General features: G+C 74.4%; 18 protein-coding genes. 9 read left to right on the forward strand and 9 right to left on the reverse strand.

Going from position 1 to position 22708, the window contains the following annotated elements:
- Window positions 1-51: 51 nt before the first annotated feature.
- The gene (locus tag ACN9MM_RS12600) at window positions 52-1071 is read right to left on the reverse strand and encodes an NADP-dependent oxidoreductase (RefSeq protein WP_426363712.1); all 1020 of its coding nucleotides are present in this window, start codon (window positions 1069-1071) and stop codon (window positions 52-54) included.
- Window positions 1072-1177: 106 nt separating this feature from the next.
- Between ACN9MM_RS12600 and ACN9MM_RS12605 the strand changes: the two genes are divergently transcribed.
- Window positions 1178-1612, forward strand: a complete 435-nt coding sequence (locus ACN9MM_RS12605; RefSeq protein WP_426363713.1) for a MarR family winged helix-turn-helix transcriptional regulator — start codon at window positions 1178-1180, stop codon at window positions 1610-1612.
- 3 nt (window positions 1613-1615) lie between these two features.
- Here ACN9MM_RS12605 and ACN9MM_RS12610 read toward each other — a convergent pair whose 3' ends face one another.
- The gene (locus ACN9MM_RS12610; RefSeq protein WP_426363714.1) at window positions 1616-2581 is read right to left on the reverse strand and encodes an SCO2400 family protein; all 966 of its coding nucleotides are present in this window, start codon (window positions 2579-2581) and stop codon (window positions 1616-1618) included.
- Window positions 2582-2871: 290 nt separating this feature from the next.
- Between ACN9MM_RS12610 and ACN9MM_RS12615 the strand changes: the two genes are divergently transcribed.
- The 3 genes from ACN9MM_RS12615 (at window position 2872) to ACN9MM_RS12625 (ending at window position 6807) form a co-directional block, all read left to right on the forward strand.
- Entirely contained in the window at window positions 2872-3936 is a 1065-nt protein-coding gene (locus tag ACN9MM_RS12615) for a rod shape-determining protein (RefSeq protein ID WP_426363715.1), read from the forward strand.
- 38 nt (window positions 3937-3974) lie between these two features.
- The gene (locus tag ACN9MM_RS12620) at window positions 3975-5516 is read left to right on the forward strand and encodes a GAF domain-containing protein (RefSeq protein WP_426363716.1); all 1542 of its coding nucleotides are present in this window, start codon (window positions 3975-3977) and stop codon (window positions 5514-5516) included.
- 106 nt (window positions 5517-5622) lie between these two features.
- Entirely contained in the window at window positions 5623-6807 is a 1185-nt protein-coding gene (locus ACN9MM_RS12625; RefSeq protein ID WP_426368728.1) for a nitrate/nitrite transporter, read from the forward strand.
- A 15-nt stretch (window positions 6808-6822) separates the two neighbouring features.
- On the opposite strand, the gene ACN9MM_RS12630 is transcribed toward ACN9MM_RS12625, so the two are convergent.
- Together ACN9MM_RS12630 and ACN9MM_RS12635 are read right to left on the reverse strand one after the other, a co-directional pair.
- Entirely contained in the window at window positions 6823-7461 is a 639-nt protein-coding gene (locus ACN9MM_RS12630) for a response regulator transcription factor (RefSeq protein ID WP_365218350.1), read from the reverse strand.
- Window positions 7462-7499: 38 nt separating this feature from the next.
- The gene (locus ACN9MM_RS12635) at window positions 7500-8714 is read right to left on the reverse strand and encodes a sensor histidine kinase (protein WP_426363717.1); all 1215 of its coding nucleotides are present in this window, start codon (window positions 8712-8714) and stop codon (window positions 7500-7502) included.
- A 153-nt stretch (window positions 8715-8867) separates the two neighbouring features.
- Between ACN9MM_RS12635 and ACN9MM_RS12640 the strand changes: the two genes are divergently transcribed.
- Complete coding sequence (locus ACN9MM_RS12640) at window positions 8868-9398, forward strand: hypothetical protein (protein ID WP_426363718.1); 531 nt, start codon at window positions 8868-8870, stop codon at window positions 9396-9398.
- A 33-nt stretch (window positions 9399-9431) separates the two neighbouring features.
- Window positions 9432-10871, forward strand: coding sequence for an acyl-CoA synthetase (locus tag ACN9MM_RS12645; RefSeq protein ID WP_426363719.1), 1440 nt, complete (start codon window positions 9432-9434; stop codon window positions 10869-10871).
- 52 nt (window positions 10872-10923) lie between these two features.
- Here the strand turns inward: ACN9MM_RS12645 and ACN9MM_RS12650 are convergent, their stop codons facing one another.
- The 5 genes from ACN9MM_RS12650 to ACN9MM_RS12670 all read right to left on the reverse strand — a co-directional run bounded on the left by ACN9MM_RS12650 (window position 10924) and on the right by ACN9MM_RS12670 (window position 19138).
- Window positions 10924-14607, reverse strand: coding sequence for a S8 family serine peptidase (locus tag ACN9MM_RS12650; protein ID WP_426363720.1), 3684 nt, complete (start codon window positions 14605-14607; stop codon window positions 10924-10926).
- A 155-nt stretch (window positions 14608-14762) separates the two neighbouring features.
- Entirely contained in the window at window positions 14763-16013 is a 1251-nt protein-coding gene (locus ACN9MM_RS12655) for an MFS transporter (protein ID WP_426363721.1), read from the reverse strand.
- A complete protein-coding gene (locus ACN9MM_RS12660) occupies window positions 16010-16462 on the reverse strand; it encodes a GNAT family N-acetyltransferase (RefSeq protein WP_426363722.1) in 453 nt (150 codons plus the stop codon). The genes ACN9MM_RS12655 and ACN9MM_RS12660 overlap by 4 nt, the downstream gene beginning before the upstream one ends.
- A 19-nt stretch (window positions 16463-16481) precedes the next feature.
- Entirely contained in the window at window positions 16482-17870 is a 1389-nt protein-coding gene (locus ACN9MM_RS12665; protein WP_426363723.1) for a cytochrome P450, read from the reverse strand.
- On the reverse strand, window positions 17867-19138 hold the full coding sequence (locus ACN9MM_RS12670; protein WP_426363724.1) for a wax ester/triacylglycerol synthase domain-containing protein: 1272 nt from the start codon (window positions 19136-19138) through the stop codon (window positions 17867-17869). Before ACN9MM_RS12670 ends, ACN9MM_RS12665 begins: the two co-directional genes overlap by 4 nt.
- A 57-nt stretch (window positions 19139-19195) precedes the next feature.
- On the opposite strand from ACN9MM_RS12670, the gene ACN9MM_RS12675 reads away from it, so the two are divergent.
- The 3 genes from ACN9MM_RS12675 to ACN9MM_RS12685 are packed head-to-tail and all read left to right on the forward strand — an operon-like array spanning window position 19196 to window position 22700.
- Window positions 19196-20470, forward strand: a complete 1275-nt coding sequence (locus ACN9MM_RS12675; RefSeq protein ID WP_426363725.1) for a cytochrome P450 — start codon at window positions 19196-19198, stop codon at window positions 20468-20470.
- Window positions 20467-21045, forward strand: a complete 579-nt coding sequence (locus tag ACN9MM_RS12680) for an NUDIX domain-containing protein (protein WP_426363726.1) — start codon at window positions 20467-20469, stop codon at window positions 21043-21045. The genes ACN9MM_RS12675 and ACN9MM_RS12680 overlap by 4 nt, the downstream gene beginning before the upstream one ends.
- A gap of 50 nt (window positions 21046-21095) precedes the next feature.
- Entirely contained in the window at window positions 21096-22700 is a 1605-nt protein-coding gene (locus ACN9MM_RS12685; RefSeq protein WP_426363727.1) for a prenyltransferase/squalene oxidase repeat-containing protein, read from the forward strand.
- Window positions 22701-22708 lie beyond the last annotated feature (8 nt).

Below are 22708 nucleotides of genomic sequence, written 5' to 3' on the forward strand. Positions count from 1 at the left end.
TTCTGCGGTTCGCCGCGACTCGCGCCCACGATCGCGACGGCTGAGGGAAGACTAGCGGGTCGCCGAGACGATCATCTTTCCGGTGTTGTCGCCGCGCAGCAGGCCGAGGAAGGCGTCCACGCCGTTCTCGATGCCCTCGACGAAGGTCTCGCGGTGCTTCAGCTCGCCCGAGGCGAGCCAGCCGCCGACCTCCTGGACGAACTGGTTCTGCAGGCCGTAGTGGTCGCCGACGAGGACGCCCTGGAGCCGCAGCCGCTTACCGATGATCATGGCCATGTTGCGCGGGCCCGGGACCGGCTCGGTGTCGTTGTACTGGGCGATCATGCCGCAGATGGTGGCGCGGCCGTGCACGTTGAGCGAGGAGATCGCGGCTTCGAGGTGGTCCCCGCCGACGTTGTCGAAGTAGACGTCGATGCCGTCCGGGGCGGCCTCGCGGAGCTGGTCCCTGACCGGGCCGTTCTTGTAGTTGAAGGCGGCGTCGAAGCCGAGCTCCTCGACGAGGAACTTGACCTTCTCGTCGGAGCCGGCGGAGCCGATGACGCGGGAGGCACCCTTGAGCCGGGCCATCTGGCCGACCTGGCTGCCGACGGCGCCGGCCGCGCCGGAGACGAAGACGGCGTCGCCCTCCTTGAAGGAGGCGACCTCGAAGAGGCCGGCGTAGGCGGTGAGGCCGGTCATGCCGAGCACGCCGAGGTACGCGGAGAGGGGGGCGAGCTCGGGGTCGACCTTGGTGGCGTGCTGGGCCGGGACCTCGGCGTACTCGCGCCAGCCGAGGCCGTGCAGGACGTGGTCGCCGACGGCGAAGCCCTCGGCGTTCGAGGCGATGACCTCGCCGACCGCGCCGCCGTCCATCGGGTGGTCCAGCTTGAAGGGCGGGATGTACGACTTCACGTCGTTCATCCTTCCCCTCATGTAGGGGTCGACGGAGAAGTGCAGGTTGCGCACGAGGACGCGGCCCTCGGCGGGCTCGGCGACCGGGGTCTCGCGCAGGGCGAAGTCCGCCGGGACGGGCCAGCCGTGCGGACGGGAGACGAGGTGCCACTCACGGCTGGACGCGGGAAGAACGGACATGAGCAAGGCCTCCGGGGAAAGCTTGACATCGCAAAAGATTCACTGACTGAAACAACCATGCGCCTGGATATTTCATGCTGTCAAGCATCTGGGTAGGATGGAGCCCATGGCCACCTCACGCACGGACCCCCTGACCCTCGAAGTCGTCGAGCTGATCGGCACGGTCGTGGCGCGCTACTACGAGGAGTACGAGCAGGCGGCCGCGCAGCACGCGCTGACCGGCGCACAGGCCCGCGTCCTCGGCCTGCTCTCGCTCGATCCGCTGCCGATGCGCCGCATCGCCCAGAAGCTGAAGTGCGAGCCGTCCAACATCACCGGGATCGTCGACCGCCTGGAGGCCCGCGGCCTGGTCGAGCGGCGGCCCGACCCGGACGACCGGCGGGTCAAGCTGGCCGTCCCCACGGACGAGGGCCGGGACACCGCCCGCCGGCTGCGCGAGTCCCTGGACTTCGCACGCGAGCCGCTGGGCGAGCTGACCGAGGCCGAGCGGACCCTGCTGCGGGACCTGCTGAAGCGGATGCTGGGCACGGACCCGGCGTAACGCCTACACGCACCACCAGAGGAATCGGGTGCACGTCGGCGTCGGATCGGGCGTCGGGGTCTGGCTCGGCGTGGGACCGGTGGCCGTGGGCGCGGGTCCGCCGGGCGTCCCCGGGCCGGTCGGCGTCGGACCGCTCGCCGTCGGGGAGACGGTGGCGGTGGGCGAGGCGGACGGCGAGGCCGGGCCGGTGGTCGTCGGCGCGGAGGTCGGGCCGCCGTCACCGCCCTGACCGGTGCCGGTACCCGGACCGGACCCTGTGCCCGCGCCGGGGCGCGTACCGGATCCCGAGCCCGAGCCCGAGCCCGTACCCCGGCCCGGGCCGGAGCCCGTGCTCACCTGACGGGGGCGCGTGGGGACGGCGCTCGGCGCGCCCGACTCCGGGACCGGGCTCGCCCCCTCCGGCGTCTCGGAGGTCTCGACGGGCGCCGGCGAGAGCGGGGACGCGGTGGCCTCCAGCTCCTCCACGGCCGTGGCGGCGCCGTTCGGCGGCGGCTCCTCCAGGGCGAGCCGCGCCAGGGACAGCGTCCCGGCCGCGAGGACCAGTCCCACCGTCCCCACCAGGACCGTACGGCCCCCGCGCTTGCGCGACCTCTTCCCCCGCCGCGCGGCGGAGCGGCCCCGGCCGGCGCGGTCCTGCGCGGCCACGCGGGCGGCACGGCGCCCGCCGGGCGCGGGGCGCGGCGGTTCGAGGACGTCCAGTTCGTAGACGTGCTCGGGCGCGGCCCGGCCCGGCCCGTCATGGGCCTCGGGCCCGTCGGGCACGCCGGGACCCGCCGGCCGCTCGTCGTAGATCGCGGGCCGGTCCGGCTCGCCGTACGCCGCGGGCCGGTCGGGCTCGCCGTAGCTGTGGTCCGGGGTGTGGACCGGTACGTGGGGGGTCTCGTACCGCAGTTCCTCGACGGGAGTCCCGCACCCGGCACAGGCGAGGGCCCCGTTGAGATGCCGCCGGCACGCTTGGCAGTAGTCCATGGGGCCCGCAGGCTATGCGGCCCGGTGCGGCGTCAGGTAGGCACAGACGTGAGGATCCTGTGTGGAAACCGCAGGTCGTCGGCGGTGCGTCGTGATTCTCCCGCTTCGGGAAGGATCGCCTCCGGAAGGCCCCTCACCCGGAGTGCGGCCTCCGACACCGCCCGCACCGGCGCCCCGGGCGGCTCATCCCAACGCGCGCCGAGCCCCGGACGGCCGGACGATGCGAACAGGACCGCGCATCGCCGCGACCCGCCTCGCCCGTGCCAGCACCGCACTCCGGAGGATCCGCCGTGACCGTCAGCCTTGAGCAGCTGCGTCGTTGCCATGTCGCCGTCGACCTGGGTGCCGCCCGCACCCGGGTCTTCGTCAAGGGCGCCGGACTCGTCGTCGACGAGCCGAGCGTCGCCGCCGTCAACACCCGTACCGGAGCGCTGATCGCCGTCGGCGCCCTCGCCGAGAAGATGACCGGCCGCACCCCCGACTACATCCGGGTCGTCCGCCCGGTCTCGGGCGGCACGGTCGTCGACATCGACATGGCGCAGCGGATGCTCCGTCACCTCCTCGGCGAGAAGCTGCGCCGGCAGCTGCGCCGCAAGCCCCGGCTGCGCGCGGCCGCCTGCACCCCGCACGACAGCGATCCGCTGGCGCAGCGCGCCGCCGTGGAGACCCTCGTGGGTCTCGGGGCGCGCCGGGTCGAACTCGTCGACACCCTGATCGCGGCGGCCGTGGGCTGCGGGCTTCCCGTCGAACAGCCGACCGCGACCATGATCCTGGTGTGCGGGGCGGCGACCACGCAGGTCGCGGTGCTGTCGCTCGGCGCGATCGTCACGGCGGAGCGGATGCCGGTCGGCGGCGACGCCATCGACCACGCCGTCATCCAGCACCTGCGCCACCACCACGAGCTGATGCTGCCGAGCCAGTCGGTGCGCCCGCTGCAACTGGCCCTCAGCGGGAACGGCCTGACCACGCACGGGCCCGCCTGGACGGAGATCCACGGCCGGGACGTCGCCACGGGGCTGGCCCGTTCGGTGACCGTCGACACCGCCGCCGTACGGGAGGCGATCCACACCCCGCTGACGGCGGTCCTCGACGGCATCGGGAAGGTGCTGCGGGAGTGCCCGCCGGACCTGGTGGCCGACCTCGCGGACCGCGGGATCATGATGGTGGGCGGCAGCGCCCTGCTGCCCGGCCTCGACCAGATGCTGCGCGAGGCGACCGGGATGCCGGTGCACATCGCCGAACGGCCGGACGTGTGCGCGGTCCTGGGTCTCGGCGCAATGCTGGAGGGCAAGGTCCAGCCGATGGTGCTCGACCCGCTGGCGGAGCGGGACCCGCTCGCCGACGACGAGGACTGAACCGGCCGAATCCGGATGATTCGTACGACAATGAGACCATGACGATCATGGACGAGGCCGCCGGCACCGACGACGGCACGGGAACGCCCCGCCTGCCCATGCTGCTCGAAGCGGTCCTCGGCGTCGGCACGGACCTCGAACTGCGCACCACGCTCCAGCACATCGTGGACTCCGCCACGGAGCTGACCGGAGCCCGCTACGGGGCGCTCGGGGTCGTCGACCCCGAGCGCCACCGCCTCACCGAGCTCTTCACCTCCGGCATGACGGAGGAGGAGCGGCAGCGGATCGGCCGCCTCCCCGACGGCCGCACCGGGCTCCTCGGCGTCCTGGTCCAGGACCCGCAGCCGCTGCGGCTCGACGACCTTACGGCCGACCCGCGTTCCTGCGGCGTGCCCGCGGGCCACCCGGAGATGCGCACCTTCCTCGGCGTCCCGATCCGCGTCCACACCGAGGTCTTCGGCCATCTGTACCTCACCGAGAAGCCCGCGGGCGGCTTCACCGAGGAGGACCTCGCCCTGCTCCGCGTCCTCGCCTCCCAGGCCGGGATCGCCATCGGCAACGCCCGCCTGTACGAGACCGCCCGGCAGCGGGAGCGCTGGATCGAGGGCGCGGCCGCCGTGACCACGGCCCTGCTCACCGGCGCCACCGCCGAGAACGCCCTGACGACCGTCGCCGAACAGGCCCGCATCCTCGCCGGCGCCTCGGCCGGCGTGGTCCTCCAGCCCACCGCGGAGGGCGGGATGGAGATCGTCGCCGCCTCCACCACGGACGACCCGGGCGACCTGGTCGGCACGACGATCGCGCCCGGCTCCCCGGTCCTGGTCCAGCTCCTGGGCGGGGAGCCGGTGTTCGTCGAGGACTCGGCGACCGACCCCCGGATGACCACCCACGTACGGTCCCGCTTCGGCCCGTCGATGATGCTGCCGCTGCAGAGCGGCGGGAAGCTCATCGGCACCCTCGCCCTGCCCCGGCGGCGCGGCGGCCCGCCCTACTCTGCGGTGGACCGGCTGCTCGCCTCGCAGTTCGCCTCGCAGGCGGCGCTCGCGCTGGTCCTCGCGGGCGCGCGGCACGACCGGGAGCGGCTCGCGGTATTCGAGGACCGCGACCGGATCGCGCGGGACCTGCACGACCTGGTGGTGCAGCGGCTCTTCGCCACGGAGATGATGCTGGAGTCCACCCGGCGGCGGGCGGCCGGCTCCTCCGAAGAGAACGCGCTGCTCGGCCGGGCCGTGGACGAACTGGACTCGACGATCCAGGAGGTCCGGACGACGATCTTCGCGCTCCAGCAGCCGCCGGCGGACGCGCCCACGTCCTTCCGGGGACGGGTGCTGCGCGAGACCGGCGGGGCCGCGGCCCTGCTCGGCTTCCAGCCGTCCGTGCACTTCGCCGGAGCGGTCGACACGCTCGTCGACGAGGCGACGGCGGAGAGGCTCCTCGGTGTCCTGCGCGGGGCGCTCGCTGCGGCGCACCGGCGGCCGGGGGTCGGCGCGATCACGGTCGAGGTGTCGGCCGGGGACGGCGGCGCGCGGCTGCGCGTCGAGGACGACGCCGCTCCGCCGGTCACGGTGACCTGGCCCTGACCCGTACGGCCCAACTCGGCGCGCCGAGCCCCTCCCCCGGACCTTGACTGATGACGTGACCACCGAGACCAAGCCCCCGACAGCGGCGGCCTACCGCAACCTGGTGATGGCCACCATCGGCTTCACGCTCACCTTCTGGGCGTGGGACCTGATCGCGCCGCTCGCCAGCTGGTACGGCGACCGGCTCGGCCTCAGCTCCTTCGAGCAGTCGCTGCTGGTGGCGGTGCCCGTGCTGGTCGGCTCCGTCGGCCGCATCCCGGCCGGGGCGCTGACCGACCGGTACGGGGCGAAGCTGATGTTCCCGCTGGTGTCGGCGCTGACGATCGTCCCGGTGCTGCTCCTGGTCGTGGCCAAGGACAGCTACGGCCTGATGCTGGTCGTCGGCTTCCTCCTCGGCCTCGGCGGCACGACGTTCGCCATCGGCATCCCGCTGGTCAACTCCTGGTTCCCGCCCTCCAAGCGCGGCCTCGCGCTCGGGGTGTTCGGCATGGGCATGGGCGGGGTGGCGCTGTCCGGATACTTCACGCCCCGGATCGCGAAGCACGGCGAGAACCTGCCGTTCATCGTGGTCGCGATCGCCCTTGCCGCGTACGCGGTGCTCGCCGTCTTCCTCATCACGGACCGGCCGGACCGGCCCGTGCCCACCGCCTCCCTCGCCACCCGACTCGGCTCGGCGGCGCGGCTGCGGGTGACGTGGGAACTGTCGGCGCTGTACGCGATCGGGTTCGGCGGCATCGTCGCGTTCGGCGTCTACCTGCCGACGTACCTGAAGACCTGGTACGAGCTCGACCCGACGGACGCGGGCACCAAGGCGGCCGGCTTCGCCCTGGTCACGGTCGTGTGCCGGCCCATCGGCGGCTGGCTCTCGGACCGCGTCCACCCGGCGCTCGTGACCTCCGCCGCCCTCGGGGTGGTCGCCCTCCTCGCGATCGTCCAGGCCTTCGACCCGCCGCTGAACCCGGACGGCACGGTCGCCCTGCTCATCATGGCCGCCGGGCTCGGCACGGCGAGCGGCTCCGTCTTCGCCCTGGTCTCCCAGGTCACTCCCCAGGCCAAGGTCGGCAGCGTGACCGGCATCGTCGGCGCGATGGGCGGCCTCGGCGGGTTCCTGCCGCCGCTGGTGATGGGCGCGATCTACAGCGCGAAGGGCTCGTACTCGATCGGCTTCATGCTGCTGTCGGATCTGGCGCTGGCGGGGTGTGTGTACGCGTACGGACGGATGCGCGGGATCCGCCCGGACGGCGAGTCGCAGGACCCGAAGCCCGCCGAGGTCACGGCGGGCCGGCCGTAGGTCCCTTCCAGGCCCTCAGGCGCCCACTCCCAGGAAACGCAGCACGGCGAGGACCCGGCGGTGGTCGGCGTCCGCCCTGGGGAGGTCGAGTTTGGCGAGGATGCTGTTGATGTGCTTGGCGACCGCGCTCTCGCTGACGACGAGCTGGGCGGCGATGCCCGCGTTGGAGCGGCCCTCGGCCATGAGGGAGAGCACCTCCCGTTCGCGGGCCGTCAGCCGTTCCAGCGGATCGTCCGACCGCCGTACCAGCAGCTGGGCGACGACCTGCGGATCGAGCGCGGTGCCACCGTCCGCGACCCGCCGCAGCGCCTCGATGAACTCCTCGACGTCCGCGACCCGCTGCTTGAGCAGATACCCCACGCCGCTGGTGTTGGCGGCGAGCAGATCGGCCGCGTAGCGTTCCTCGACGTACTGGGAGAGCAGCAGCAGGGCGATCGACGGCCGGCTGCGGCGGATCGACAGCGCGGCGCGCACCCCCTCGTCCGTGAAGCCCGGCGGCATCCGGACGTCCACCACCGCCAGGTCGGGCCGGTGCTCCTCGACCGCGGCGAGCAGGCCCTCGGCGTCGCCCACCTCGGCGGCCACTTCGAAGCCGGCCATCTCGACCACCTTGACCAGCCCCATCCGCAACAGGACGGAGTCCTCGGCGATCACCGCACGCCGCACACCGCGCTCCTCGCGCCCCGCGCCCTTCAGTTCTGACACGGCAGATCCACGCTCATCATGGTCGGTCCCCCCACCGGGCTGCTCATCCGGAACGTTCCGTCGACCGACCGCACACGCTGGGCGAGCCCCGTCAGGCCGCTTCCCTTGCCGGGGTCGGCCCCGCCCAGGCCGTCGTCCTCGATCACCACCCGTAGTATCCCGCCCAGCCGGGTGACCGTCACATCGGCCCGGGTCGCCTCGCGTGCGTGCTTGGCGACGTTCGTCAACGCCTCGGAGACGACGAAGTAGGCGACCGCCTCGATCGCCGGCGGCGGCCGTCGCGGCAGGTCCGTCCTCAGCCGTACGGTCAGCGGGGCGCGGGCCGCGAGTCCCGACAGGGCCGCGTCCAGGCCGAGTTCGTCGAGGACGGCGGGGTGCAGGCCGCGCACGAGGCTGCTCAGCTCCTCGATCGCCTCCTTCGCCTCCCGGTGCGCCGTGTCGATCACCTCGCGCGCCTCGGGCGGCAGGTCCACGAGGGTGGCCTTGGCTATGCCCAGGTTCAGCGCCAGCGAGACGAGTCGCTGCTGCGCTCCGTCGTGCAGGTCCCGTTCGATGCGCCGCCGTTCGGCGTCGGCGGCGTCCACCGCGCCGGCCCGGCTCTCGGTGAGGTCCTCGACCCGCCGGGCCAGGTCCTCCTCCCTGCTGCGCCCGAGCAGGGTGGGGACCACCTGACTCTCCAGGCGTACGAGGGCGGCGGCCAGGGACGGGACGGCGGCAAGCACGAGCAGTCCTGTCACGGTGAGGAAGGCGGCCTGCGTGGAGTATCCGGGGTGCTTGATCCGCCATTCCCAGGGGATCGCGTAGACCCACACCGAGGTCAGGGAGACGGCCAGTCCGGCCGGGATCAGCGCCACCACCACGGCTTCGAGCATGCCGAACAGCGCCCCGGCCAGGGAGTGGTAGCCGAACTGGCGCCACGGCCGCCGCCATCCCGGGCGGGGGATGTCGATGCCGAGCAGCCGCCGGAAACGCCAGCACTGAGCCACGGTCAGCGCCGGCACGCAGAACACCGTCACCACGACCACGAACCCCAGGACGATCGGCGCGCTGTCGTCCGCTCCCGCGATGACCCCCCACAGGAGGCCGAAGATCACGGACAGCAGGGAAACCATGAGGAGATGGAGCGGCGCCCCCAGGGCGAGGAAGGACGCGTCGCGCGTCAGGCGGGTGAGCGCGCGCCGCAGCCGGGTCCGGATCTTCATGCCCCCCACCGTAGGCGCCGGTCCCGACGGCCTGCCATGAACCTGTCGTCCGCATCGGGGGTGCAACCAGTACCACCCCAGGACGGACACCGGTGTTACTGACTCCGGAGCGCGGCGAGCGGAGGGTTGATCACGAGCCCGACGGCCGGGTTCATGACACCGGAAGAGACCTCCGCCATGACCCTCGCCTCCTTCATCCCCGTTGCCGCCGACGGCAGTCGCCCCGCGCGCGGCACGGCGCACGGCGAGCTCCGCCCCGGCCGCGCCCGCCGCCGGCAGGGCCTCGTGCTCGTGGGTGCGGGCCTCGCCCTGCTGCCCTGGCTCGGCTATCTCGCCGGTACGCTCCCGCCCGCCGAGGCCGCCGCCTGGGTCGCCCTCGACGCCCTGGAGGCCGCCGCGCTGCTCACCGCCGGCAGCCGTCTGCTGCGGGGCGGCGGCCGTCACCGCGCGCCCGCGGCCGCGGCGGCGGCGCTCCTCCTCGTGGACGCCTGCGCCGACCTCGCCACCTCCGCCGCCGGCCCGGAACTGGCCGTCGCCGTCGCCATGGCCGTGTGCGCGGAGCTCCCCCTCGCGGTCCTGTGCGCGGTGGTCGCCGCGCGCCCGCCGCGGAGTGCGCGGAGTCGTCCCCGACCCGGGCCGTCGGCCGCGCCGTCCCCGCGGCACGGGCAGAATTCCTCCTGGTAGCCCCTGCCCTCGACGACCCGAGGAGTTCGACCGGTGAGTGCGCTCTTCCCCGCCCTGACGGACCCGTCCGACCGCCCCGCCCTGCGCTTCGGCGCCGACGTCCTGACCTACGAGGAGCTCGCGCGGGCCGCCGGCGCCCTGGCCGGACGGATCGGCGCGGCGCGGCGCGTCGCCGTCTGGGCCACGCCGACCGCCCGGACGGCCGTCGCCGTGGTGGGGGCCCTGCTCGCGGGCGTGCCCGCCGTACCGCTCAATCCGCGCACCGGTGAGCGGGAGTTGACACACATCCTCGGCGACTCCGCGCCCGACGCGGTGCTCGCGGGGCCGGAGGACGCGCTGCCGGCCGGGCTCGCCGGGCTCCCCCGGATCGACGTGGACCTCACCGCGTCCGGTGAGGCGGCCGCGCCGGTCGACCCCGAGTCGCCCGCCCTGATCGTCTACACCTCCGGCACCACAGGCCCCCCGAAGGGCGTCCTCCTGTCCCGCCGGGCGGTCGCCGCGTCCCTCGACGCGCTGGCCGGGGCCTGGTCGTGGACGGCGGACGACGTCCTCGTGCACGCGCTGCCGCTGTTCCACGTCCACGGCCTGGTCCTCGGGATCCTGGGCCCGCTGCGGCGCGGCGGCGAGGTCCGGCACCTGGGTTCCTTCTCGGTGGACGGGGTCACGGAGGAGCTGGAGAACGGCGGCACGATGCTGTTCGGCGTACCGACCATGTACCACCGGCTCGCCGACGCGCTCGACGGGGACGCCCGCCTCGGAGAGGCCCTGGCCGGTGCCCGGCTCCTCGTCTCCGGGTCCGCCGCGCTTCCCGTGCACGACCACGAGCGGATCGCGGCGGCGACGGGGCGGACGGTCGTGGAGCGGTACGGGATGACCGAGACGCTGATGAACACGAGCGTGGTGCCGGGCGGGGAGCCGCGTCCGGGAACCGTCGGGCTCCCGCTCGCGGGTGTGGACCTGCGCCTCGTGGACGAGGACGGCTCCGAGATCGAGGAGCTCGACGGGGAGTCCGTCGGCGAGGTGCAGGTGCGCGGCCCGAACCTCTTCTCCGGCTATCTGAACCGGCCGGAGGCGACCGCGGCGGCCTTCGACGGCGACTGGTTCCGCACGGGCGACATGGCGGTCCGTGAGCCGGACGGCGGGGTGCGTCTGGTGGGCCGGAAGGCGACCGACCTCATCAAGAGCGGCGGCTACAAGATCGGGGCGGGCGAGATCGAGAACGCGCTCCTCGACCACCCGGGCGTCCGGGAGGCGGCCGTCACCGGCGAGCCCGACCCGGACCTGGGCGAGCGGATCGTGGCGTGGGTGGTGCCGCAGGACGGGGAGAGGCCGCCGGCGCAGGCGGAGCTCGCCGACCACGTGGCGGGGCTGCTCGCCCCGCACAAGCGTCCCCGGGTGGTGCGCTATCTCGACGCGCTCCCCCGCAACGACATGGGCAAGATCCTGAAGAAGGCGCTGCCGAACGCCCGTTGAACGCACGAAGGCCGGGCCCCTCGGAGCAGAGGGGCCCGGCCTCGCGTGCCCGCTACTTCACGCCGACCGCGCGGATCAGCTCCTGCGTGACGGAGCCGCCCCGGTCGTCGCTCGCCCCGGCCCGCAGCGAGACGGAGCCCGCGCCCTTCGGGATCCGCAGCTCACCGGTCCAGGAGGCGCCGTGCGAGGACTTCTTGAGCGCGACCTTCGTCCAGGTGGCGCCCTCGTCGTAGGAGACCTCCAGGGTGCCGGTGCCGATCGTGCCGGTCCCGGCCGCGCCCTTCACGTACTCGGCGGAGATCCCGACGGGCAGCTTGCCGCCGGCGCGGACGTCGCCGTTCAGGTCGGTGTCGACGTCGAGGCCGAGGTTGAGCATCGGCAGGTAGGTGACCTTGTCGGAGGGCGTCTCGGCGGAGCGGAACGTCCACTCGCTGTGGCCCTTGGTGCCGAGCCGCCAGCGGTCCGCGTCGAGCGCGGTGTCAGTGACGACCTTGTACGTGGCCTCCTCCGCCGGGGCGTCCCAGGCGTAGGCGCCGGAGCTCTTCTTGCGGTCGACACGGACGCCGTTCACGTACACCTCGGTGTACTGGGTCATCGTGTCGTCGCTCCACACGTTGCCGAAGCCGGTGTGGTCGGTGCCGGAGTCGCCCCAGCCGGGGGTGTTGAAGCGCAGGTCGTTGCCGGTGCGCTGCTGGCCCCAGCCGAGGCCGGTGCCCAGCCAGGGGTGCCAGACGGGGCCGAACCAGTCGAGGTCCGTGCGGCTGCCGCCCTGGTAGACGGACTGGCCGCCGCGCTGCTCCAGGGAGTCGCCGAGGTCGACGGACTCGTGCCAGCGCTGGCCGGTGCCGGTGGAGACGTAGTCGGTGCGCTCGGCCGGGAAGGCGATCCACTCCTTGAAGCCGAAGCCGATCCGGAAGGTGTCGGTGATCGAGTACCGGAACTCGCCGCCGAGCTCCTTCCGCCTGGTCGGCATGCGGAACGTGGAGTCGATCGTGGCGAGTTCGTCCTTGCCGGGCCGGAAGACGAGGTCCTTGCCGATCGCGCCGGGGTGTCCCTCGGAGAGGTCGTAGGTGTACGGGGTGAAGCGGGTGCCGGTCAGGTCGACGCGCTTGCCGCGGGCGGCGGCGGTGGCGAGGCGCTGGGCGTCGGCGGTGTTGACGGTGGCGACGGCGAGCGGCCGGTCCTCGTAGTCGGCGGTGCCGAAGAACTTCATCAGACGGCCGGGCTGGTCGTCGGTGACGAAGAGGGCCTCGGCGCCCGCGTCCTGGGCGTTCTGGGCGAGCTGCTTCGGGTCGGCGCCCTCGGTCAGCCGGACGAGGACGGCCTTGCCGGTGACGTTCTTGCCGGTGTACTCGGCGGGGGTGCCGGTGCCCGCGTCGACGAGGCCGAGACGGTGACCGCCTTCGAGGAGGGTGGCGCCGGCCTGCGGCGTGACGTCGGAGAGGCGGGTGCCGTCGACGCTCGCCTCCATCATGGGCTTGCCGAGGCGCCAGACGGTCCGGTACTCGAAGGTGCCGGTGGCGGGCTTCCGGGTGGGCGCGGCGAAGACCGAGTCGTACATCGGCGGGACCTGGACGGCTCCGCCGTAGGAGGCGCCGTTCGCCTTCCGGTCGAACTCCATGAGGAGCTGGCGGGTCTCGGTGCGCTTCTCGACCTCGGCGCGGATCTCGCGCAGCTGCCGCCCGTCGAGGGTGATCTCGCGGTCGCGGTCGAGGGTGATCTCCGGCGCGGTGAGGAAGCCGAGGCCGAGGGAGTCCTTGCCGTGGGAGCCGCGCACGTCGAGGAAGGTGTCGACGGTGTACGTGCCGGGCTTCAGGCGGAGTTCGAGCGTGCCGGACTCGCCGACCGTGGCCGGGAAGGGGTCCACGCCCTGGGTCAGCTGCTGCACGCCGAGGTAGGCGGGGGTGGCGGCGCCGTCGCGGTCCTTGACGTGGACGGTGAGGGTGTAGCGCTCCTCCTCCTTCACGAGGCCGAGGGCGGTGTGCGCGACGGGCGCGCCGCCGACGGTGGCGGTGATCCGGCCGGAGGACTGGCCGACGGGGGCCTTGGTGCCGTCGCCGGTGACGGTGGTGGACGCCGAGCCGTGGGCGGGGACGGTGAGGGCGGTGTCGGCGAGGGCGGCGACGCCGGCGGGCATGCCCTCGACGGCGAGGTTCAGCTCGACCGGGGCGTCGGAGGAGTTGGTGTAGGTGACGGTCCTGGTGACCGGCTTGCTCTCCTCGTACGGCCAGGAGGTGAAGCCGAGGTCGGCGGAGCCGGTGGCGGTGACGTCCGCGGCGATCGCGGCGGCCACGTCGACCCGGCCGGCGCCGAGCTCGTACGAGGTGGCGTCGAGGGTCTTCGACGAGGACATGAGCGCGTTCTTGAGCTGGGCGCCGGTCCAGTCGGGGTGCTTCTCGGCGAGCAGCGCGGCGACGCCGGCGACGTGCGGGGTCGCCATCGACGTGCCGCTCATGGTCGTGTAGAGGCCGCTGCCGGCGACGAGCTGGGAGCGGGCGGCGAGGATGTCCACGCCGGGCGCCGACACGTCGGGCTTGAGGGCCTGGTCGCCGTAGCGGGGGCCCTGGCTGGTGAAGTAGGCGGCGCGGTCGGCGGAGTCGACGGCGCCGACGGTGAGCGCGGAGTCGGCGGCGCCGGGCGAGCCGATGGAGCCGGGGTAGCCGGAGTTCCCCGCGGCGATGACGAAGAGGGCGCCGGTCTCGGCGGAGAGGGTGTTGACGGCCTGGGCCATCGGGTCGGTGCCGTCGCTGGGTTCGCTGGAGCCGAGGCTCATCGAGACGATCTTCGCGTCGATGTCCTTGGCGGCCCACTCCATGCCGGCGATGATCTGCGACTCGGTGCCGGAGCCCTGGTCGCTGAGGACCTTGCCGACGGCGAGGGTGGCGCCGGGGGCGACGCCCTTCTCCTTGCCGTCGCTCGCGGCGCCGGATCCGCCGACGGTGGAGGTGACGTGGGTGCCGTGGCCGCCGCGGTCGGCGACCTCCTGGCCCTCGATGAAGGACTTGGTCTCGGAGATCCGGCCCGCGAGGTCGGGGTGGCCGAGGTCGGCGCCGGTGTCGAGGACGGCGACCTTGACGCCCTTGCCGGTGAGCCCGGCCTCCCAGGCCTTCGGGGTGCCGATCTGGGCGTTGGACTCGGCCATGGCGGCCTTGACGCGGCCGTCGAGCCAGACCTTGCCGGGGGCCGCGGCGCGAGCGGTGCCGCGGGCGGTGAAGCCCTGCCAGAAGGCGGCGGGGTCGGTGGCGGTGACGGCGGCGCCGCCGATGCTGGGCAGGGCGCGGACGGTCTCGGCGCCGCGCGGGGCGGCGGCGGTGCGGGCGCCCTTCCCGCCGTAGCTGACGATCAGAGGGAGTTCGCCGGTGATGCCCTGCTCGACGAGGCCGGTGACGTCGAAGAGCCGCGGGTCGAGCGCGCCGGAGTCCAGGTAGGGGCGGGCCTCGTCGGGGACGACGGTGACGCGGCCGTTCGCGGTCCGGGTGCGTATCGCGCCGGTGGCGCCCTTCGCCCGGTCGACGGTGACGGTCCGGTTCCCGTCGCCGAGTTCGGTGAGGGTGACGCGGTCGCCGGTGACGAGCGTGACGGTGGTGCTCGTCGCGGACGCCCTGAAGGTGTCCGGCACGGTGGGTGCGGTGTTCGCGGCGGAGGCGGTCTGCCCGGCCGAGAGCATCACGAGGGAGACGCCCGCGGCGATCAGCGCGGCCCTCCCTCTGTCGAAGGGTGTGGTCCTCGACGTCATCGTTCGAACTCCTCGCGGACCCGGGGTCGGGGGTGTTTCCGGGTGCCGCGAGGAGTCTTGGCCCGTGGGGCGGGTGTTGACCCCTGTCGCTCCTGGCGGTTATGTGCCGTGGCGGCCAACCGCCAGGACGGGAGGGTCCGTTCGGGGGTGAATGGTCACGGAGTCGGGTCGAGGGCGTCATAGCGGCGGAATCCGCGCCCGTACAGGGCGAGGATTCCGATCGCCAGGACGCAGGCGATCCCTCCTCCGGTGACGGCGACGGCCGGCGAGGTGAGGTCGGCGACGGAGCCCGCGAGGAAGTCGCCGAGGCGGGGCCCGCCGGCGACGACCACGATGAAGACGCCCTGGAGCCGGCCGCGCATCTCGTCCGGGGCGGCGACCTGCATCATCGTGTTCCGGAAGATCATCGAGACGGTGTCGGAGTAGCCGGCGAGGGCGAGCATGAGCAGCCCGAGCCAGAGGTTCCGGGTGAGTCCGAAGACGGCGATGGCGGTGCCCCAGGCGGCGACGGCGAGGAGGATCGCCTGCCCGTGGTGGCGGATGCGGCCCTGCCAGCCGGACAGCACCCCGCCGAGGAGTGCCCCGAACGCGGGCGCGGCGACGAGGAGTCCGGTGGTCTTGGCGTCGCCGCCGTACCAGAGGACGGCGACGGCCGGGAACAGGGCGCGGGGGTGGGCGAGGATCATCGCGCAGAAGTCCGAGAAGAACGTCATGCGCAGGTTGGGGCGGGTGGCGAGGAACCGCAGCCCGTCGAGGACGGAGGCCCTCTTGTCTCCGGTCCGCTCGGGGAGCATGGACGGCAGCCGCCACATCGCGTAGAGGCTCGCGGTGAAGGCGACGGCGTCCACGAGGTATGCGGTCTGGTAGCCGGCGAAGCCGACGATCAGGCCGCCGAGGCTCGGCCCTATGAGGGTGCCGAAGGTCATGACCATCGAGTTGAGCGCGTTGGCGGCGCGCAGCTGCTCGGGCGGCAGGAGGCGGGGGATCATCGAGGAGCGGGCGGGTGCGTTGAGCGCGGTGCACATGGCCTGGAGGGCGACGATCCCGTACAGGAACCAGACGTGGTGGAAGCCGGCGAACGCGGCGGCGGCGAGGGCGACGGAGAGCACGGCGGAGCCGCTCGCGCTGGCGAGGCCGAGTGTGCGGCGGTCGACGGTGTCGGCGATGGCGCCGCCGTACAGGCCGAAGACGACGAGGGGGACGAGGGAGCAGAGCCCGACGAGCCCGACGGAGAAGGGCGAGCGGGTGATGTCGTACACCTGGAGGGAGACGGCGAGCGCCGTCATGCCCTGCCCGACCCAGGAGACGGTGTTCCCGAACCAGAGGCGGCGGTAGTGCGCGGAGGTGCGCAGCGGGGTGAGGTCGGCGAGGACCTTGCGGCGGTCCTGTTCCTGGGTGGCGGTCACGCGACGTCGTACCGCAGCTCGGGGCGCTCCCAGTGGATGCTTCCGGTGGGCGGCACGGTGCCGGTGCGGACGGCGCCGGTGCGCAGGTAGAACTCCTCGGCGGGCGGGTGCGCGACGACCCGCACGGAGCGGAGTCCGGCGGCCCGGGCCCGCTCGGTCATGTGCTCCATGAGGAGCCGTCCTATGCCGAGTCCCTGGGCGGCGTCGGCGACGAACGCGAGGTCGAGCTCGGCCTCGTCGACGAGGAGCGCGTAGAACCCGAGCACGCGGCCGTCGTCGCCGTCGTCGACGGCGACGTAGACGGGGTGGTGCTCGATGTACGGACCGCCGACCTGGTAGCCCTCGACCATGGCGGCGTAGTCGCCGCGGTAGGCACCGGAGGTCCGGACGAGCCTGGTGAGCCGCTTGGAGTCGTCGGCGGTGGCGCGCCGGATGCTGATGTCGGACATGGAGCGAGTATAGGAGCGATTACGGTTTCTGCTCCTTACAATTCGATGAACGGGCGGCCCCCGGTGTCCGTTCCGCGAGTCGCATCGGCTGGGGCCCCGGGGAGAGGACGAGGCGCGGGACCGGGCGGGGCGGGCGCGGGGCGACCGGCGTCAGGTGCCAGCGGGAGGCGATCGCGGCGATCGCGAGGGTGGCCTCGGCGGTGCCGAAGGCGTCGCCGACGCACTTGCCGGCACCGACCCCGAACGGCAGCCAGGCGTCCCGCGGCACCTCCCCCGCCGCCCACCGGCCCGGGTCGAAGAGGTCCGGTTCCGGGAAGAGCTCGCGCCGCCGGTGGAGCAGGTAGAGGCAGCAGATCACGATGGACCCGGGCGGCAGCGGCATCCCCGCGAGCTCGGTCCCGCGGGTGGTGGTGCGGGTGATCGCCCAGGCCGGCGGGTAGAGGCGGAGGGCCTCGCGCACCACGTCGGCGGTGTACGGCAGCCGGGGCAGGTCGGCCCGGGTGACCGGGCCCCCGGCGAGGACCGCGTCGAGCTCCGCGTGCAGCCGGGCGGCGGCCCCGGGGTGGTCGGCCAGGAGGCGCAGGGCCCAGGCGACGACCGAGGAGGTGGTCTCGGCGCCGGCCAGGACCAGGGTGGCGACCTGGTCGCCGAGTTCGGCGTCCGACAGCGCCCGGCCGCGCTCGTCCCGGAAGGCGAGCAGCAGCGAGAGGGCGTCGCCGTGGTCCACCCCGGCCGCCCGGTACGCGGCGACGATGGCGGCGACGCCCGTGCGCCAGCGGGCCAGGGCCCGGCGGTAGCGGCGGCGGGCCGGGGAGGGGACCCGGTCGACGGCGGGCGCCACGACCCGGGTGTAGAGCCCGCGCAGCAGCACTTCGAGGGCCTCGCGCAGCTCCTCGGCCGCGCGCGGGGTGATTCCGGCGGAGAAGAGGGTGCGGACGGCGACGGCGGTCGTGAGCCGGAACGCCTCCTCGGTGACGTCCACGACCGCGCCGGGCCGCCAGCGCGCGGTCAGGGCCTGGGTCTCGGCCGTCATCACGGCGGCGTAGCGGTCCATGAGGGAGGGGTGGAAGGCGGGCTGGAGGACCCGCCGCTGGTCGCGGTGCTCGGCGTTCGGGCAGGTGGCGAGGCCGTTGCCGAGGAGCGCGCGGACCTTCTCGTACAGGACACCGCTCCGGTCGAAGGACCGGCGGTCGGTGAAGACGCGGCGGACGAGCTCGGGGTGGCTCACGACGTGGACGAGCCGGGTCCCCATCCGCACCCGGACCACGTCGCCGTGACCGGGCAGCGAGTCGAGGAAGGCCAGCGGCCGGAAGACCAGTCGGGGCAGGTGCCCGAGCAGCGGCCATCCCCCGGGGGCGCACCCGTACCGCGGAGGGGACACGGGGGACGGGTCGGCCGGGCGGGTCATCGCGTGGCCGCCCCTCCGCAGGGCATCGCGAACGCGCCTTCTCGCGCACGCCGTTCATGTGCGGCGAGAGCCGATTCCCAGGCCTCGGGGAGCCGTTCGGCGCCGGGGAGGGCGCGGTCGGCGAGGAAGGTGACGTGGAGGCGGCGGCGGTGCGTGACCCAGGCGACGAAGAGCGGCTGGCCCGGGGTCATGATCGGCAGGGCGTGGACGCCGGTCGCCGGGTTTCCGGCGAAGCCGAGCGGCCGCCGGACCCGCAGGTCGGCGACGGTGAGGGGGGTGTGGCGGGGGTCGATGCCGTGCCGGAGCGTCAACCGGCCGATCCGGTAGGGGAGTCGGCCGAGGACGACCCGGTGGGCGTCAGCGAGGCGGGCGAGCCGGGTGTGGTCGAGGGCGCGTCCGAGGCGGGCGAGCCGCCGGGCCGGGTCGGGCTCGCCGCAGGGCAGGTCGACCCCGGCGACGGCGACCCGGTTGCCGAGCAGGGGGCGGGGGTCCTCCGGGTCGCGGACGCCGATCCCGAGGTTGGCGCGCAGCACCCGGCCCTGGCCGGGGCCGCCGGGTCCCCAGCTGTCGGGGTGCCAGGCGCGCAGGGCCTCGGTCGTCAGTGCCAGGCAGAGCTGGGGGACGGTGGCCCCGGTCAGCCGCCCGAGCGCGTGCAGCCGGGCGGTGTCGACGTCCGCGAAGGAGGCGGCGTACGCCTGGGCGGGCGGGACGTCGAGTGCCGGCCACCAGGTGACGCGGCGCGCCGGCCGGAACTCGGGGAGGACCGCGGCCCAGGACACGGGCCGGGGCGGCCGGAAGGTGAGCGCCCTGGCGCGCGGCGGCTCGTCGGGGCCGAGGAGGCGCTCCAGGGTCGCGACGGCGGCGGCGCCGTCCTGGAAGGCGTGGTGGGCCCGGTAGCAGAGCCCCCACCGTCCGCCGCCCACCCGGCGGACGAGCCAGATCCCCCACAACGGGCGGTCGCGCGGCAGGGGTTGGCGCAGCAGCTCGGCGACGACCGTCAACGGCTCGTCGCCTCCGGCCGTCTCGTGCAGGTGACGGTCGGGGTCGAAGCCGGGGTCGGGCTCCCAGCGGGGCCGTCCCGGGCCGCCCGCGAGGCGGTGGGCGAGCTCCGGGAGCCGGCCGACGCGACCGGCCAGGTGAGCCAACACCGCGGCACGTGCAGGGGGTTCCCCTTCGAAGGTGACGAGGCCGCCGAGATGCAGGGCGGAGTCCGTGGCGTGCAGTGCCGCCAGGTCGAGGACGAGCCGGTCGAGGGTGGCGAGCGGCACCGCCGGGGAGGGTCGCGTCGGATCACAAGATCGCACGGACCGCTACGATACGTCATCATGCAAGCGCAATGCGTGACGGACGGCGTGCCTCCCGACTTCCTCGACGACGCGGCGGTGGCGGCCTGGACCGCCTCCGGAGCACCTCTCGTCGACCTCCTCCGTCAGGCGCACGCCCCGGGCCGGCTGACCGGATTCCGTCGCGGCGGCCGGTCGGCGGTCCTGGTCACGGCGCCCCGGCAGGTGCACCAGGTGCTCGGCGTCGGCGGCGACCGGTACGTGAAGCGGTCGCACCGGGCCCGGCCCCTCCTCGGCGACGGCATGCTGAGCGCGACGGGCGAGGCCTGGCGGTCCCAACGGAGGGTCCTCCAGGCGATGTTCACGGGCCGGGGCGTCCAGCGGTGGGAGCACCACATCGCGGGGGCGGCGGCGTGCGTCGTCGACCGCTGGGCGGAGCGGGCCCGCCGGGGCGAGCCGGCGGACATCGCCGAGGACGTGCAGTTCTTCACCGTCGACACGATCTGGCGCTCGCTCACGGACCGGCCCCTGGACCGGGAGACGTACGTCGACCTGGCGGCCGTGCAGGACATCGTGGCGGCGCTCCCCGCCGACGTGGGCGGCACGGCCACACTGCCGCCGGCGGCGGAGGCGGCGCTGGCCGCGCTCGACGAGCGGATGTTCCGGGCGCTCGCCGACGCGCGGGCCCGCCACCGGGCGGGCGGCGCCGGGGTGAGCGTCCTGGACCGGCTGCTCGACGCCGCCGCGTCGGATCCCGCGTACACGGACCGGCTGATCCGCGACGAGCTCGTCACCCTGCTCGTCGCCGGGTACGAGAGCAGCGCCCGGACGCTGACCTGGGCTTTCGTCCTGCTCGACCGGCATCCGGAAGTCATGGAGCGGGCAGCCGGGGACAGCGGGGCCGTGGAGGCGGTGCTGTCCGAGACGCTGCGGCTGTACCCGACGGGCTGGCTGCTGCCCCGGACGGCCGTGGCGGACGGGACGCTGGACGGCTGGGCGCTCCCCGCCGGTACGGACCTCCTCGTCTGCCCGTACCTCACCCACCGCGACCCGGAGGTCTGGCCCGAGCCCGAGGCCTTCGACCCGGGCCGCTTCCCGGTCCGGTCGCCGCTGCCGCCGGGCGCGTACCTGCCGTTCGGCATCGGCCCGCGCGCCTGTCTCGGCACCCGGTTCGCGATGCGGGAGATGGAGGTGCTGCTCGGCGCGCTCCTCGCCCGGTTCACGGTGGAGACGACCGGGCCGGTGGGCGAGCCCGTGTTCGGCATCAACCTGCGCCCGGCCGGACCCCTGCACGCACGCGTCCGCGAGCGCCCGTGAACGCGCCCGCCCCGGACGACCGCGACGCGAACCGGTACGGCCCGCCCGGGTACGGGTCCCCCGAGACCCGCACCTCCCCCGCCTGGTCCTCCGAGCGGGTCGACTACGTCGACCGCCGGGACCGGGTGGTGACCCAGGGCGGCCGGGGCTCCGGGCCTCCCGCCGGGCTGCTCCGCCGGTACGCGGCCACCGTCTGCACCGACCGCGCCGGCCGGGTCCTCCTCTACCGGCGGACCGCCTCGGCGCGGGCCTACCCGGACCACTTCGACGTCCTGGTCGGCGGGGCGGTGCGGAGCGGCGAGGAGTACCGCGCGGCCGCGCTCCGGGAGCTCCGCGAGGAACTGGGCTGGGAGCGGGCGCCCGGCCTCACCGAGGCGTACCGGACCCGCGTCGACGATCCGCACGGCGCCTGCTTCCTGACGGTCCACCGCTGGACGGCGGACCGGGCGCCCCTGCCCGATCCCCGCGAGATCGCCTGGTGCGGCTTCGTCGCGCCGCTCGCGGTCCTGACCGGCGGCTACACCCCGCTGGTCCCGGCCGGCGCGGAGGCCCTACGGCGCCTCTTCCCCCGCTGACCATCCCCTCCTCGTCCTTCGTACGACACCGCTGTGAGGACTCCTCCCCCATGACGTACCGCGCGCTGCCCTTAACCGGCCCTTCCCTCTCCGTGCCCGGTCCCCGGCCGGAACCCGTCCCGGGAACCGAGCGGCTCGACCGCGCCCGGGCCCGGCTCGCCACCCGCCTGCTCGCGGCGGCCGGACCCGACGGGCTGCTGCGGGCCCCGTGCGACAGCCGGGTCCTGGAGACCGCCCTGGCCCTGCGGCTGCTCACGGTGACGGGAGTGGACCCGGACGGCCAGGAGCGGCTTGCCCGCCGCCTGAAGACCGCCGTGAACGAGGGCGCCCCCGACCCCGTGCAGGAGGCCGCGGCCCGCGCGGCGCTGGGCGAGTACGTGGACGGACGGGCCGCGCTCGACCGGCTGCTCGGCGACTTCGACCACTTCACCGCCGGGCGCAAGCGGCTGATGTTCCAGACGATCCTGGCCGAGCTGGACGCCCACCCGCACCTCGGACTGCCGCACCCGGAGCGCTCGTTCGACGCGCGGGGGCAACAGCGGTGGCTGTCCGTGGAGATGGCCGCGCTGAAGGTCCTCCACGCCTTCGGCACCGGCGAACCGGGGCGCGTCGCCCCGCCGGACTGGCAGGCCCTCGCGCCGTGCTCGCGGCCCGGCCCGCCCCCGTACGGCAATCATCTGGCCTGGATACTGGCGCTGCTGGCGCTCCGCCATCACCCGCGGTACGCGGCCGGGGTCCGGGCGCGGGCGCGGGAGCTGCGGGAGTGGCTGTGCCCGGACGGCGGGCTCCCCGCCTTCACCGGTCTCGCCGTGTTCGCCACGGCGACCGGCGGGCTCGCCCTGGCGGGCGCGGGCGCGCCCCGGCCGACGACGGGCGTCCTCGCGGACGCGCTGGCCCTCCAGCAGAACCCGGACGGGGGGTGGGGTTTCGACCGGGGTGTGGCCCAGAGCGACGTCGACGACACCGCGTACTGCGTGGAGTTCCTGCGCGCGATCGCCCCGGACCGGCTCCGGGAGCGGGTGGCGGCCGGCGAGCGGTACCTGCTCGCCCGGCGCGGCGAGGACGGCGGCTTCCCGACGTTCGAGCGCGGTACGGCCTCCGAGACGGCGATGACCGCGGGCGCCGTGAACGCGCTCGCGCCGGGGCCCGCGTACCTGCCGGTGGTCGAGGGGGCGGTGCGGTTCCTGATGGCTCCGCGGGAGTCGGGCCGGCGGTACGAGCGCAGCTGGAGCCTCAACGAGAGCAACGCGCTGTTCCGTACGGTCCTCGCGTACGACTCCTTCCGGGCGGCCGCGCCCGGCCACCCGGCTCTGGACGAGGTCGCCCGGGCGCGGGCCCGGGCCGTCGCCCGGCTCGTCGACACCCAGAACGCCGACGGCGGCTGGGGCCATGTGCCGTCGGACCCCAGCGATCCGATCAGTACGGCGTACGCGCTGATCGCCGTCGCCCGGACGCCGTCCGCCCGGGCCTCGGCGGAGCGGGCCGTGCGGCACCTCCTGGAGCGGCAGCGCCCCGACGGCGGTTTCGTCTCGCGGCCCGACCAGGTCGGGCCGCGTCCGCTCACGTACCACGTGCCCGTCCTGACGGACGTGTGCGTCCTGCTCGGCCTGAACCACGCGCGCGCCTGCGGCACGCGCCTCTCCCCCACTCCCTGAGGAACGTT

The sequence above is a fragment of the Streptomyces sp. E-08 genome (genome assembly GCF_049913095.1).
Classification (GTDB): Bacteria; Actinomycetota; Actinomycetes; order Streptomycetales; family Streptomycetaceae; genus Streptomyces.

Excerpts from the sequence above, each read along its gene's own strand:
- ACN9MM_RS12685 (WP_426363727.1), top strand. The coding sequence starts at position 21,096 with ATGACGTACCGCGCGCTGCCCTTAACCGGCCCTTCCCTCTCCGTGCCC.
- ACN9MM_RS12665 (WP_426363723.1), bottom strand. The coding sequence starts at position 17,870 with ATGACCCGCCCGGCCGACCCGTCCCCCGTGTCCCCTCCGCGGTACGGG.
- ACN9MM_RS12635 (WP_426363717.1), bottom strand. The coding sequence starts at position 8,714 with ATGAAGATCCGGACCCGGCTGCGGCGCGCGCTCACCCGCCTGACGCGC.
- ACN9MM_RS12610 (WP_426363714.1), bottom strand. The coding sequence starts at position 2,581 with ATGGACTACTGCCAAGCGTGCCGGCGGCATCTCAACGGGGCCCTCGCC.
- ACN9MM_RS12605 (WP_426363713.1), top strand. The coding sequence starts at position 1,178 with ATGGCCACCTCACGCACGGACCCCCTGACCCTCGAAGTCGTCGAGCTG.
- ACN9MM_RS12640 (WP_426363718.1), top strand. The coding sequence starts at position 8,868 with ATGACACCGGAAGAGACCTCCGCCATGACCCTCGCCTCCTTCATCCCC.
- ACN9MM_RS12620 (WP_426363716.1), top strand. The coding sequence starts at position 3,975 with ATGACGATCATGGACGAGGCCGCCGGCACCGACGACGGCACGGGAACG.
- ACN9MM_RS12660 (WP_426363722.1), bottom strand. The coding sequence starts at position 16,462 with ATGTCCGACATCAGCATCCGGCGCGCCACCGCCGACGACTCCAAGCGG.
- ACN9MM_RS12675 (WP_426363725.1), top strand. The coding sequence starts at position 19,196 with ATGCAAGCGCAATGCGTGACGGACGGCGTGCCTCCCGACTTCCTCGAC.
- ACN9MM_RS12650 (WP_426363720.1), bottom strand. The coding sequence starts at position 14,607 with ATGACGTCGAGGACCACACCCTTCGACAGAGGGAGGGCCGCGCTGATC.
- ACN9MM_RS12625 (WP_426368728.1), top strand. The coding sequence starts at position 5,623 with ATGGCCACCATCGGCTTCACGCTCACCTTCTGGGCGTGGGACCTGATC.
- ACN9MM_RS12600 (WP_426363712.1), bottom strand. The coding sequence starts at position 1,071 with ATGTCCGTTCTTCCCGCGTCCAGCCGTGAGTGGCACCTCGTCTCCCGT.